Here is a 12,785-nt window from a genome sequence, read left to right as displayed (position 1 = left end):
CCATTAATACATCAGTAACAATTACATCCGGTTTTTCTCTCAAATTAGACTAACTTACAAGCACGTTGCAACGCTTGCTGAAGTAAAGATTGATATTCTTTATCCCCAACCCGATAAGCACCAAATCGTTCCAAATGGGGATTCATCATTTGGGCATCAAAAAATACAAATTCCCTCTGACGCAATCTTTCCACCAACTTAACCATCGCTACTTTTGAGCCTTCGGGAATGCGGTAAAACATCGACTCACCAATAAAAGCCCCACCAATCACAATCCCTAAAATTCCCCCGGCTAATTCGTTACCTTGCCAAGTTTCAAAACTATAAGCATAACCATTCTGGTAAAGTAGCCAGTAAATCTTTTCCAATTCCGGTGAAATCCAAGTTGTCTCTCTATCAGCACAGCCAGCAACTACAGCCTGAAAGTCCTGATTAATCGCTACAGTAAACCGCTGTTGATTCAAAACGCGCTGCAAAGACTTCGGGTAGCGAAACCTCTCATCTAAAGGAATCAAAGTCCGATCGCGACTTCCGTACCAACTCAGGCGATCGCGTTCATCAGCCATGAGAAAATAGCCTTGTGCATAGCCCTCAACAATAGCGGCGATATCATATTGCATAAATAAATATAAAAAAACACTAGAGAAACGCAATTTGATGCTAAAAAATCAACCTCAGCGTTCCTCTGCGTTTCCCTCCGCGTCCCTCTGCGTTTAAAAAAGATGACTCAACCAATTCCACCCATCACCCTACCACCGCCCGAAAACCCCCTACTCGAAGGTGAATGGTTACGAGAACGCTTACAACGGTGGCTAGATACAGAATTTATCCCCGAAGCAGTCAACCAAAATATTGCCCAACGAGCCGCACAGATTTTTGTGCGTCAACGGATGGAAGGAGAAAACGACCTTGGTTCTCTGGTAATTGCCATTGTCACAGAGATGCAGTCCTATGATTTTTCCAATAGCTTCTACGGAGAGTTTGCGATCGCCAACGCCGTCAGCGATCTACTCTTAGAAAGTCTGGGAATTGATAAGTGTTGTGGTCAATAACAGTTAGGAGTTAGGAGTTAGGAGTTAGGTTTGTCTCAATTAATAACTCATCACTCATAACTCATCACTCATAACTTTTTACCAGCTAGACTTAACAACTCCAGGTAAAAGACCTTCATGCGCCCATTCTCGTAGTACGTTCCGAGACAACCCAAAATCGCGGTAAACACCTCTAGAACGACCAGTTAACCAGCAACGGTTGCGGTGGCGGGTGGGCGCACTATTCCGGGGTAGCTGTTGAATCTTCCGGTGGATTTCTAGCTTATCCAAAGGAGATGCTGCACTTCTGAACTCTTCTAAGAGAGCTTCCCGCTTGTCAGCATACTTTTCTATCAACTTGGTGCGCTTTTTCTCGCGCTCAATCATGCTCTTTTTTGCCATATATTCTCTAACTTATTTAAAGACACCGTTTTCCATTCTACAGTCTCTCCATCAATTCTGGGGTTACTTGTGTCGCTTACCCTACAACCACTGGCTTATTTGCAGCAGGACATAAATCAGCAAGCTCACAAGCAACGCAGACGGGAGAACGTGCTTTACAAATAGCACGACCGTGATAAATCAGCCGAATTGACCAATTTTCCCAATCAGACTGAGGTAATAAACCTATTAAATCTTGCTCGATCCGAACGGGGTCTTTTGCTTCAGTTAAACCCAAACGTTCGCTTAGGCGCTTGACGTGAGTATCTACCGTCACGCCAGCATTAATGCCATAGGCATGAGCTAGGACTACATTCGCTGTTTTGCGCGCCACACCTGGAAGCTTTAATAATTGCTCCATTTGGTTGGGGACAACAGAGTTAAACTCAGTGACAATCATCCGACAGGCGGCTTGAATGTTCTTGGCTTTATTGCGATAAAACCCTGTTGAACGCACCAAACTTTCTAATTCTACCAAGTCAGCGATCGCTAAACTCTCAGCATCTGGAAACCGAGCAAATAAAGCTGGTGTTACCTTATTTACTCGCTCATCAGTACACTGAGCCGAGAGAATCGTTGCCACCAACAATTGTACTGGTGTTGAGTAGTTTAAAGAGCAAGTAGCATCTGGATAAAGACGCTTCAGACGAGCTAAAACTTCTATCGCCCGTTGCTTTTTAGATAACGATGTGCGGGTAATGCTCACTGGAATAATTTTTGTACCCACTCCAATTGGCTAGTTAATTGAGTAGTTTCTTTGACTATCAGAAAAATTCCTAAGCCTAAGAGTAACACCAAACCAGTTTGCATTACACCTTCTTGAATACGGGAGGGTACAGGCTTACCACGTAAACCTTCAATTAGCAGAAAAGCTAGTTGTCCGCCATCCAAGGCTGGTAAAGGCAAAATATTGATAATAGCTAAGTTAATACTGATAATTGCCGCAAAAGACAACAAGTTTACGCTATTATCATCAGCTAATTTTGCACCGATTTTGACAATATTAACTGGGCCAGAAACTTGTCCAGCAGTTTGTTGAAAATTGGTAATCAACTGCCCAAAACCGCTGAGTGTCCCAACAAATAATTGTTGAAACCTGTTAGCAGCAAGACCAAAAATTTCAAAAGGACTATTAGGACGGCGATAAATTGCTGTAGCATTTGGACTAAGTGCCACACCAACTACACCTTTGCCATCGGCTCCCAATTTTGGTGTTAATTTTAGGGTTTGTTGTTGGTTTTCACGCAGAATTTTCAGTTCGATTTGCTGATTAGGATGAGTTTGAATTTCTTTTGTCAGCAAAGGAGTTGATTTATCAGAAGCCGGGAGTTCTTGACCGTTAACAGCCAGAATAATATCTCCTTCCCGAATTCCTGCTTGATAGGCAACAGATTCTTGATTAACAGGCTGTACAACGACACCAGCTTGATAGTTTAATTCCTTGGGAATGCCGACAATACCCAATTGCAGAACCAACACCAAGTAGGCAAATATTAAATTTGCGATTACTCCGGCACTGATAACTATCGCCCTGTCTAAAACTGGACGGTTACGCAGCAGATTTGGGTCATTGGGTGGAACATCGCTATCGGGGTCATCATCGGGAAAGCCCACAAAGCCGCCCAAGGGAAAGGCGCGGACAGCATATTCGGTTTGTGACCCTTGGTACTTTAAAAGAACTGGGCCAAAACCCAAAGAAAAACGGTTAACGAGAATGCCTTGAGAACGTGCTGCAACAAAATGCCCCAACTCGTGTACCAAGATCAAAACAGCCAAGACTGCGATCGCTGCTAAAACTGACATAGAGTAAATTGTGAAGATATTAAGCTATAGTTATCTCCATTCTAATTGGGCATTGGGTATTGGGTATTAGTCATTGGTCATTGGTCATTTGTACTGAGCGTAGTCGTTGGCGTGGTCACTGAGCCTAGTCGAAGTGCAGCCTCTCGTAGAGAAGTATTGGTCATTGGTAAATAACAAAGGACAAAGGACAAAGGACAAATTATAAAACTTCACGTCCCAAGTAAGGTTGAAGCGCTTCTGGTATCCTTACTGTCCCATCAGGCTGTTGATAATTCTCTAAAATTGCTGCCATAGTCCGTCCTACCGCCAAACCCGAACCATTCAGAGTATGTACGAACTGGGTACCTTTTTTCCCCGCCTCTTTGAAACGAATATCAGCCCGTCGCGCTTGGAAATCTATAGTATTGGAACAGCTAGAAATTTCGCGGTATTTACCAGAAGAGGGCAACCAAACCTCTAAATCATAAGTTTTGGTAGAGGCAAATCCCAAATCTCCAGTACTTAAATTTACTACTCGGTAAGGCAACCGCAACGCCTGTAAAATTGCTTCTGCATTCCCTACTAATTTCTCCAGTTCATCAAAAGACGTACTGGGTTCGACAAACTTCACCATTTCCACCTTGTTAAATTGATGCAGGCGAATTAATCCCCGCATATCGCGCCCATAGCTACCAGCCTCGCGGCGAAAACAGGGAGTAAAGGCACAGTGGTAAATAGGTAAATCTTCAGCAGCGAGAATTTCACCTCGATAGAGATTTGTAACTGGAACTTCCGCTGTCGGAATCAGCCATAAATCATCATCAGCGCATTTAAAGCTTTCTTCCGCAAACTTGGGTAACTGACCGGTCGCCGTCAAAGACTCAGTATTCACTAACAGCGGCGGACTGACTTCTACATACCCAGCTTGAGTATGAAGAGTCAGCATAAATTGAATTAATGCCCTCTCTAATGCCGCACCAGCGCCTATCAATGTCACAAAGCGACTTTGGGCAACTTTCACAGCTCGTTCAACATTGAGAATACCTAGCTTTTCGCCAATTTCCCAGTGAGGGAGAATATTCGGATTTTGGGGAATGTACTCATCACCCCAACGTCGCACTTCTACGTTATCTTCCTCGTTCTTTCCAAGGGGTGTAGAGTCGCTTGGTAAGTTGGGAAGCGCCAACACAAGTTGAGCAATTTCAGCTTTGAGGTTTTTTTCCTGGGGTTCTAGTTCGCTCAATGTAGCTTTGACAGAGTTACCTTCATCCCGCAAAGCTTGAATTTCTGGGTCTTGAGGATTGATTCCAGATTTAATCTTCTGACCGACAATTTTACCAATTTCGTTGCTACGGGCTTGGAGTTGACTGCGTGTCCCCTCTAGTTCCCGTTGTTGCCGATCTAACAGTAATATCGGTTCGATGTCGTATTTACCACTACGACTATTCAATAGTTGTTGAACTAATTGCGGATTTTCCCGTATTTGCTTGATATCCAGCACAGATTTTTCTCAGTTTTTAGCCTATTATCTACCTGCCAACACATCAGCATATACTGATTTTGGCTTCGTATGAGCAGAAAAGCAACCATTTATATTTTTCTAGCCCGCCCTGCCAATCTTGCCAGGGCTAGAAAAATTTAAAATCCAAAATTTGGGATTAATCTTCCGATTTTCTCGATTCTTGAGTGTTTGCAGGTGAGGGTAGCCAGTAGGCAAGTACGCCTGATAAACCACTCCAGTAGACTGCCTGGTTTTGGCTATTATCGCGTTCCATAAAGATTAGGGAACTACATAATCCAATCATCAATGTGCTAAAAAGTACTTGTATACCAAACTTCCAGATTTCTAGTTTTTTCATAGTGTAAGACCTCCAATACAAATTAATTCACCCTAATAACGGTTCTAATATCACTCTTTAGATGGGTGCTAATATTAAGTAACTGGTATTAGTCTTCACACTCTACTTTAATAATTTCGGAAAAGTACAATTAACATATTTGAATTATTGCCATACAACCTCTGAAAAGAGGAGAAAAGAAGTCAAAAGAATTGCTGATTTTTGACTATTACCTTTTCTTGCGACTCCTTTTCTAAGGTCGGTTAATGCGATTGAGTAACCAAAGTGACGCCACCAGCCCTGCAAAGTGGGCTGAGACGGTGTTAGTGTTTGCCTGTACTACAAGCATATCTAGACCGCTAATAATCCGGGTAGGGTCAAAAAATTGGGTAGTTATCGCTTGTGGAGATATGGATCGTGCTACCAATGTTCCAACGATCGCCTGCGCCCCCAAAAGAGTTACTAGCGTTCCTCCTAAATTTACCCATACCCCTAAGCGTAATACCTGCACAGTCTCGCTTTTCCGAGGGCGGTTGCTGGGATTGGAGGATTCCAATTGCTTGCCTATTCTCGTGTAACGGTAAGCTAAATAAATCCCCCCACCTAAAATAACAAGTCCACAAATTGCTAAAAATACGCCAAAGCCAGTCCCAGGATTATTACTAGGACTGCCAGTTCTTTGATTAAAGATGGCAAACAGTAGCACAATTATGCTAGAAACAACGCCTAGTACTAGCTGAATCCAGAAGCTAATCCAACCTGTAAGGCGAAAAGTTTGGGCAATTGCCCTGAGAGTTGAGGAAGATGATGGGGCATCAGGAGTTTGTGACATAGCGATCGCCAATATGCTGGGTGCTTGATAAAGGAAGACGAGGACGAGAGGACGAAGGGAAGCGAGGACACGGAGAGGTCTTTCCCTACGTCTCCCCTCTCCTGTCTTCTGTACCCTAGTCTTTAGCGCCTTCTTTGATAAATTTACTATCACACTTGCCAAATAAGACAAGAAATTCTGCGATCGAGGAAATCAGAAATGGTTACTGCTTAAGTATGTCTACCGACGTAGCAGCTCGATCCCAGATATATCCTTTAGCTTAAGATTTTAGAATTTGCATTGGGAAAATCACTGTAAAACAAAGTGTTTATTAAGTTTTACAGACAAAAAAGCATTTTACCTGTAAAATTTCTTCGATGGCATTTTATTGCTTAAGCAGTTCTAACCAGCTCGGCATCAATTAACACCAAGATAGTGACTTACTCACTGTCTGTTCGCTCCTCACCACACCGTATAGAGCTTGAGTAAGGGTACATTATTTTGTGCTCCTAAAACTCGCAAACTCGCCCCACAACTTCACAGGCGTGGGTAATTGTTTGATGTTTACGCAATGAATATCTAGTCTAAGTAGCTTTATATGTATTACTCACGTAGTAGTAGCACTGTATACTGGCTACAAGGATTGTAGACTTTACCCTAAGGCATTTTTTAGCCATTCACTAACCATGAAACTTGAGGATATATATCAATTTTTTGAGAATCCTCCGCCAACTTACCTTTGTCAAGAACTAGCAGTTTGTTACATACTGTCTGTTTTATTACAAGGTGAATCCTACGGAACCGAGTTGATCGAGCAATTAGAAACTGAGTATCCCGTCTATCGGCTTTCAGATACCGTACTTTACAGTGCAATTAAATTTCTGGAAGACCAAAATGCAATCACTGGATATTGGAAGAAACTCGAAGGACGGGGACGCCCCAGGCGGATGTACCAAGTTTCTCCCGAATGGCAAGTTCAAGCTCAGGATTTAGCTTTTCTTTGGCAAGACTACATCAACGGGAGGAAAAAGTAACGAATCATTGATAATGAATAAGTCTCCTCCAGTCAAACACTAACAATTAAGTTATGGATACTGCTATTTTGCCTTCTACGTTCCTGCTAACCTTGTTGTTATCGGTTGGGCTGTTTTTCTTTATTCGTGCCTCGACTAAAGACCGCACAGAAATAGCCCAACTAGTATCTGAGCAAGATGAAGCTGTTTTAATGTCTCAATTAAAAGAGTATTTTCGATCGCGGTCTTACCAAGTGGCAGCAGTAGATCGAGAACAAAATCAGGTAACTTTTGAAGGTAATGTTCGCCCCAGCTGGTTCTTAGCTATATTTCTAACTTTACTGGCAGCGACTGGGATTGTTTGTCTATCTCTGGTTACATACCTGCTTTTTCCTAGCCTCAGTACCCTTGTTCTGGGGATGGTACTGCTGTCGCCTTTAAGTGGTCTATTTTATTGGAAAAAATCTGGAAGACTTGAGAAGGTATCGCTCAAAGTAGAAACAACTCAGAGCGAACAAACCTCCTCAAGTAAGATCACTGTAGTTGCCCATCGAGATGAACTCAGCGAGTTGCAGAGGACTCTACAGCTCAAGCCTGGGAAATAATTGTTGATTTTTGCGACCATCTCTTAACTATGATATGCAGACTTCTGACTTGACCTACTCTTTAGGCAATGGAAAGTAGCAAGGAGAAAATCAAGACTGCTGCTTTGTCAGTTTTCCCCACGACCAAAATCGTGGGGAAAAAATTTAAATTCATTAACTTAAATTTATTGACAGAGCAAACTTTAACCATCTACGGCATAAGAGCGCAACTTCACTAGCACTTTTAGACACGCTTGGCTCTATACCCACTCCCTTCTGCATCATCAAATTAGTATCAACCCATGCAATCTAGCGTGGTTTGAAACAGGTTCACTTTCCAACTACCTGGACTAGATTTACTGGCAAATCAGCTACAAACTAAAAAAAAATTAAATTTTGCATAAACTTAGCAATTTTGCCAGTTAATAATAGTCAGGAGCCACATTCAATGCCCAAGATGACCATCTATGGTTCACCGACTAGCTAAAGCAAGAGGTTCTTGACCTGGCGAAGGTTCTAACACCCTCAAACTAGGAAACAAGAAATGGTTTTCCTCTACGTATTGAGCACCAAACAGTCCCTTTTCTGCCCAGAAATAACGATCTGTAGTGTGTTCATTTCGCTTTACAAGTAGCAACGCAGGTGGCAAAATCCCTTCAGCTTGAATAAATCTTCTAGCTGCTGTTACAGGCTTTTCTTCGCCACTTTCGATGCTATATTGAGGCACGTGCTCCAAAATGCGCCGTCCTTCCTGACGACGACGACTCTTCCTTTTGCGTCTCCTTGCCAATCTATTGTCCTCCTCTTTCAAGCTATAGATTGTAGTGATAGCTACAAAATCCGTCGTCATTATATAGGTTCTAGTTCAGAATATCAATACTTTTTAACCTTTTAATATAAGAAAGTTAATATCTTTGAAACATCGAGAAAATAAAATCACCTAAGAATATAATCCCCTAGTAGAAACCATCTCTAAGAAAATTTTAGTTAAGCTTTATTAAATAAGTGAGGTAAAAATTAAGTATCCTCTCTTACATCATGCCTCAAAATCTATAATCTTGAGCAAGAGCTAAAAAATGTTAATGTCTGCCAGTTCCGATTTTCTTGCTCTGTGTCGAGAGCAAATAGCGCTACTAACCCAAGGGCTGGGAGCAACTTTAAGTATTGTGTACCTAACACAAGAATTGGTAGATACTCCTTCTGGCGATGCCAAACTGATTCCTGTGGTGATTTACCCGGAAACAGCATTATTACCGCCAGGAGAGGAAACTATTGAAGCGACGGCATACAAGCAACTTCATGTTGGAAATGCGTTTATATTACCCAATCATCAGGGAAGGTTATTGACAGCAGGTTCAGAATCTCCAACTTCGTCACGGGAGTCTGAAATCCCAGATGCGTCTCAACCCGATCTCAAAGAGGACTACTTACTTAGTGGCAACCAAATTGTTTTACCTCTGATTTATGAGGGTGTGATGATGGGGTTACTGGTGACACGCAGGAAAGATCGGGCATGGAATGAACACGAGAAAAGTCAGATTCAACGGATAGCGCAAACATTAGCGATCGCTTGTATTTTAGATCAGCGGCGAGCATGGTTTGAGCAGCAGTTGCGCGAACAACAAATTCTCCAAGAGAAACAGGGGGATTTGCTAGATAATCTGTTGCATCAGTTTCGTAACCCATTAACGGCGTTACGGACTTTTGGCAAACTGCTATTAAAACGACTACGACCAGCAGACGCTAACCGGGATGTGGCAAATAGTATTGTCAGAGAAAGCGATCGCCTTAAAGAATTACTGCAACAATTTGAACAAGTAATTGACTTGACACAGGCAGATTTAGCACCACTACATCTACCAGAAGATGAAGTATTTGTAGAAGCAACTATCCAAAAAGATGCTAAACCGCCGCTATTATTGCCGGGAACGGGAGATAAAGCAGTTGACTGCTCGTTAGCAGATATATTAGAACCATTATTAATATCAGCCAAAGCGATCGCCCAAGAGCGAAAGCTAAAACTAATAACTGAAATTCAACAGAATTCATCCCTAGTACGTGCCAATGTTAAAGCATTACGAGAGGTGTTAACTAACATTATTGATAATGCTTTAAAATACACTCCTAATGGTGGCAAAATTTTGATTCAGGCGGGGCAAGAAAAAGCTAATTTTCAGGGAATAGTTATTAGTGATAATGGCCCTGGCATTCCACCCCAGGATTTAGAACATCTTGGAGAACGGCATTATCGGGGTGTACAAGCGCAAACAGAAATCCCCGGCACAGGTTTGGGGTTAGCGATCGCTAAACAATTAATAGAGCAAATGCAGGGCGAAATTGAGGTTTTCAGCCCTGCAATCAACTCTAAATTAACTTCACCCAATGCGCCGGGAACTACGTTTATTATTTGGTTGCCTGAAACTAAAAGTTAGTCTATTCAGAATGGGTTATCCCGTTTTTTTCTAACTTTTAACCCTGATCAAAATCATCACCTAAAGTTTATTATTTTTAATAATCAAAATGCTAACTATTTATTTACATAATAGTTAGCATTTAAAGAGTTAGCATATCATCTAAGCGTATTGTCATATTACCTGACTGTACTTCAATCAGCGAAGAAGTTAGCTTATCAAACTCTAGAGGTACACCTATCTCGCCATTATTTATTAATTTAGACAGTGTTGGTATTTTTTCAAGAGACTCATCACTAAGATACGATCTAAGAAGGACAGTTTGCATGTCATTGCTATTGATAAAATCAGTAATATTACGCTTGAGTTTCTCCAGATCCTGAAGAAGTAAAGTAATTCTTTCCTTGTCTTCTTTACGACTATTATAATAGGAATTCTCGCTTTCAGGAATAGTCAGTTTTAGATAGATAGAAGCAACTCTTTCAAGAATTTCTTTAATTTTAGACGTTTTTACATTTTTTGACTGCTTGCTCAAACCAATGTTGTCAAAAAAATTCTTTTTTTGTTCGTTATACGGTTCTCTTATGTTTATCTTCTTATTCTTAAGAGAATTATTCATAGTCAAAATACTATTAATTATATCATTTATTCCTGGTTTACTATAGGTATTGTTTTCAATGCCTACAAAAAATATATTATATATATAAATTCCTATCATGTTTAAATAATAAACACAAGGTTCGATATTTTGGTAGTAAACAACTTCCCTTACTATCTCAGCATTAGTAATATTATTTATAATTTTCGATACTTCATCTTTATTTTCTTCCTGAAATGAGACGTGTTTATAAGTTAAATTAGAGCCTTCACAAAAATCAACTTGTAACAATACATTTGTAGTATTATCTTGAGGCTTTATTATAATCCAATCTCCCTTTTCAATATTCTTTCTATAAGAAGACGAATCTAAAAATTGATATTCGTGTTTTTGATTCTCTAGTTCTTTAGTTTTAATTTTAATTTTCCGACGCAGAAACGCTAAATAATTTGGGACAAAAGGATTTCCCATATCACGAGTAATTTTTGTATATACAGAGTCACTTTTTAAATCTTTCTTATAATACTCTTCTGTCTTGTATGCCTGAAACCTGATAGTTAGATTTTCTGGTTCACCATTTGTCTCTCTGATAACTAAGTTTGTCGGATGTAACTCACTAAATGAGAATGAATTCTGCGAGGCGGAAGATTGCACAGAGCGATTAACTAATTCAGATATTTTATCCAAATACCAAAATCCTCTTACAAAACGAGCAGGTAATTTATCCTTATCCAAGTTCTGTAGTTCTTTGAGTGTTTCTAAAAAACTTGGAGTAGGTGAATTATTTTCCTTTTCCCAATTGCGGCGATAAAGACTATTATTTGTTCTTCTAAATTCGAAATTTTTGCTCTGCTCCAATTCCAGTATTTTATCAAGCACAAGCTGTACAGCTATTTTCTCAGAATTGTCATCACTAAGGGTATAAAAAGTATTTCCTGCTTTGTAAAGTATGCACTTTAAAATAATTTCAACAATTTCGCGAGGGGCATATGTTGTTGAATTTTTATGAAGCTTAAAAGGCTCAAATACTTGAACTAAACTTGGTTCACTAGATTGAAGACTAAAAACCTTCTCATAGTCTTCCATTATTTCATCAACTTTCTTCTCGCTTTTATCATAAATTACTCGAATATTATCATAAAAACGCTCTGGCGATTCTCCACAAGTAAGTAGGTCAAAGAAAATAGCTCCCAAACCAAATAAATCCGTTTGTATGCCTTGTCGTTTATACAATACAATTTGTGTTTTACGGTCGTTATTAATATTTTTAATAACCTCATTATTTACATTAAGAAAAATATGTATCGAAGAGTTCTCATCAAGATAAATTGACTCAATTTCATACTGTTCTTTATTCTTACTAAAAACTACAAAATCATTATTTCCAATAATTGAATCACGAAGTTTAGGATCGGTACTAATAAGCTCAACTTTATGGTTTTCGCTGTCTACTTGAATATCTGCATCACAAATATCAAAATAGTCTTTTTGTTCTGGTGAACGGTAGTGACGTGTTCCAAGAGGTAGCTCGGCATTAGCTATTGGCAAAGATGCAGTTATTGGATCTCTTTTTGGTAAGAGAAACCCAAGATCGCCAATCACAGCCTTAACTTCAGAACCCTCTTCGTTTACGAAAATATTTGCAGGTTTCATATCGAGGTGTAACAAACCAGCTTTATGAAGAGTTACAAGGCCTTGAGCAATATCTTTTAAATATGGAAGTATATTAGCTATACGATCTTCAAAGGTCATCTGTCTAAGAATCTCATATCCTGTAAGGTTCCCAGCAGTAGTATGTTGAGATTTTTCCTCTTCTGTATTTTCTTTACCGTCTCTTTCCAAAATGTCTTTCAGTGTTGCATCATACTTCTCAGTTACTAAAGCATAGTTTGAGATTCTTAATGGCTCAAAAAATACCTTTAGTGTCTTATATACATTTGATTCTTGAAATGAATCAGTCCAACCGACTGTCCTGATAACACCAAAAATCTTTCTCTCTCCCTTGGCTCGTGTAATTTCTTGTGTTGACTTAATTTCATTGTCAAAACGTGACTGATCGATCTTATGAGCATAAAGAAGTTTAACAGCAAATCTGTCTTCTTGATTACTATCATGGGCTGCAAATACGATACCAAAAGTGCCGTCACCAAGTTTAATAGGCTGCCCTTTTTCATCTAGCGTCAAATAAAAATTTTGGCTGTTACCCCCTAAAGTTTTAAACGAATACTTTTCATCTTCTTGTTTAAGGTTATCTTCTTTATCTAAGAACATAGTGA

At 39.9% G+C, this 12,785-nt stretch carries 13 protein-coding genes; 4 read left to right on the top strand and 9 right to left on the bottom strand.

What is annotated here, in order from left to right; translation table 11 throughout:
* Positions 1 to 44: 44 nt before the first annotated feature.
* A complete protein-coding gene (gene aat / locus RMY27_RS05310) occupies positions 45 to 620 on the bottom strand; it encodes a leucyl/phenylalanyl-tRNA--protein transferase (protein WP_322661081.1) in 576 nt (191 codons plus the stop codon).
* Between the two features lie 102 nt (positions 621 to 722).
* Here aat and RMY27_RS05305 point away from each other — a divergent pair, with 102 nt between their 5' ends.
* Entirely contained in the window at positions 723 to 1,052 is a 330-nt protein-coding gene (locus RMY27_RS05305; RefSeq protein WP_012410384.1) for a hypothetical protein, read from the top strand.
* A 78-nt stretch (positions 1,053 to 1,130) separates the two neighbouring features.
* Here RMY27_RS05305 and rpsN read toward each other — a convergent pair whose 3' ends face one another.
* The 6 genes from rpsN to RMY27_RS05275 all read right to left on the bottom strand — a co-directional run bounded on the left by rpsN (position 1,131) and on the right by RMY27_RS05275 (position 5,924).
* A complete protein-coding gene (rpsN, locus tag RMY27_RS05300; RefSeq protein ID WP_190939279.1) occupies positions 1,131 to 1,433 on the bottom strand; it encodes a 30S ribosomal protein S14 in 303 nt (100 codons plus the stop codon).
* Positions 1,434 to 1,509: 76 nt separating this feature from the next.
* Positions 1,510 to 2,199 carry an endonuclease III gene (gene nth, locus RMY27_RS05295; protein WP_322661079.1) on the bottom strand — a complete coding sequence of 230 codons (690 nt, stop codon included), beginning with the start codon at positions 2,197 to 2,199 and terminating at the stop codon, positions 1,510 to 1,512.
* Positions 2,175 to 3,275, bottom strand: a complete 1,101-nt coding sequence (gene rseP, locus RMY27_RS05290) for an RIP metalloprotease RseP (protein ID WP_322661077.1) — start codon at positions 3,273 to 3,275, stop codon at positions 2,175 to 2,177. Before rseP ends, nth begins: the two co-directional genes overlap by 25 nt.
* 199 nt (positions 3,276 to 3,474) lie before the next feature.
* Positions 3,475 to 4,755 (bottom strand): serine--tRNA ligase, encoded by a 1,281-nt coding sequence (gene serS, locus RMY27_RS05285; RefSeq protein ID WP_322661075.1) that lies wholly within the window; start codon positions 4,753 to 4,755, stop codon positions 3,475 to 3,477.
* Between the two features lie 157 nt (positions 4,756 to 4,912).
* Positions 4,913 to 5,113 (bottom strand): hypothetical protein, encoded by a 201-nt coding sequence (locus RMY27_RS05280; RefSeq protein ID WP_194044275.1) that lies wholly within the window; start codon positions 5,111 to 5,113, stop codon positions 4,913 to 4,915.
* A gap of 232 nt (positions 5,114 to 5,345) precedes the next feature.
* Positions 5,346 to 5,924, bottom strand: a complete 579-nt coding sequence (locus RMY27_RS05275; RefSeq protein ID WP_322661073.1) for a DUF3611 family protein — start codon at positions 5,922 to 5,924, stop codon at positions 5,346 to 5,348.
* Positions 5,925 to 6,589: 665 nt separating this feature from the next.
* Between RMY27_RS05275 and RMY27_RS05270 the strand changes: the two genes are divergently transcribed.
* Positions 6,590 to 6,937: a PadR family transcriptional regulator gene (locus RMY27_RS05270; protein WP_322661071.1), complete on the top strand. Its 348-nt coding sequence runs from the start codon at positions 6,590 to 6,592 to the stop codon at positions 6,935 to 6,937.
* Between the two features lie 53 nt (positions 6,938 to 6,990).
* A complete protein-coding gene (locus RMY27_RS05265; RefSeq protein ID WP_322661069.1) occupies positions 6,991 to 7,521 on the top strand; it encodes a cofactor assembly of complex C subunit B in 531 nt (176 codons plus the stop codon).
* A gap of 451 nt (positions 7,522 to 7,972) precedes the next feature.
* On the opposite strand, the gene RMY27_RS05260 is transcribed toward RMY27_RS05265, so the two are convergent.
* Entirely contained in the window at positions 7,973 to 8,290 is a 318-nt protein-coding gene (locus RMY27_RS05260; protein ID WP_041566316.1) for a DUF3155 domain-containing protein, read from the bottom strand.
* Between the two features lie 286 nt (positions 8,291 to 8,576).
* On the opposite strand from RMY27_RS05260, the gene RMY27_RS05255 reads away from it, so the two are divergent.
* Positions 8,577 to 9,932, top strand: coding sequence for an ATP-binding protein (locus tag RMY27_RS05255; RefSeq protein WP_322661067.1), 1,356 nt, complete (start codon positions 8,577 to 8,579; stop codon positions 9,930 to 9,932).
* Between the two features lie 121 nt (positions 9,933 to 10,053).
* On the opposite strand, the gene RMY27_RS05250 is transcribed toward RMY27_RS05255, so the two are convergent.
* On the bottom strand, positions 10,054 to 12,780 hold the full coding sequence (locus tag RMY27_RS05250) for a protein kinase domain-containing protein (protein WP_322661065.1): 2,727 nt from the start codon (positions 12,778 to 12,780) through the stop codon (positions 10,054 to 10,056).
* Positions 12,781 to 12,785 lie beyond the last annotated feature (5 nt).

The sequence above is a fragment of the Nostoc sp. DedQUE09 genome, from assembly GCF_034530915.1.
Taxonomy (GTDB): domain Bacteria; phylum Cyanobacteriota; class Cyanobacteriia; order Cyanobacteriales; family Nostocaceae; genus Nostoc.
Note: the sequence above shows the minus strand (reverse complement) of the source record. Positions and strands in the feature narration are given on the sequence as shown.

Coding starts and splice junctions, on each gene's coding strand:
- RMY27_RS05250 (WP_322661065.1), bottom strand. CDS start 12,780: ATGTTCTTAGATAAAGAAGATAACCTTAAACAAGAAGATGAAAAGTAT.
- RMY27_RS05265 (WP_322661069.1), top strand. CDS start 6,991: ATGGATACTGCTATTTTGCCTTCTACGTTCCTGCTAACCTTGTTGTTA.
- RMY27_RS05255 (WP_322661067.1), top strand. CDS start 8,577: ATGTTAATGTCTGCCAGTTCCGATTTTCTTGCTCTGTGTCGAGAGCAA.
- aat (WP_322661081.1), bottom strand. CDS start 620: ATGCAATATGATATCGCCGCTATTGTTGAGGGCTATGCACAAGGCTAT.
- RMY27_RS05275 (WP_322661073.1), bottom strand. CDS start 5,924: ATGTCACAAACTCCTGATGCCCCATCATCTTCCTCAACTCTCAGGGCA.
- rpsN (WP_190939279.1), bottom strand. CDS start 1,433: ATGGCAAAAAAGAGCATGATTGAGCGCGAGAAAAAGCGCACCAAGTTG.
- RMY27_RS05280 (WP_194044275.1), bottom strand. CDS start 5,113: ATGAAAAAACTAGAAATCTGGAAGTTTGGTATACAAGTACTTTTTAGC.
- rseP (WP_322661077.1), bottom strand. CDS start 3,275: ATGTCAGTTTTAGCAGCGATCGCAGTCTTGGCTGTTTTGATCTTGGTA.
- RMY27_RS05305 (WP_012410384.1), top strand. CDS start 723: ATGACTCAACCAATTCCACCCATCACCCTACCACCGCCCGAAAACCCC.
- RMY27_RS05270 (WP_322661071.1), top strand. CDS start 6,590: ATGAAACTTGAGGATATATATCAATTTTTTGAGAATCCTCCGCCAACT.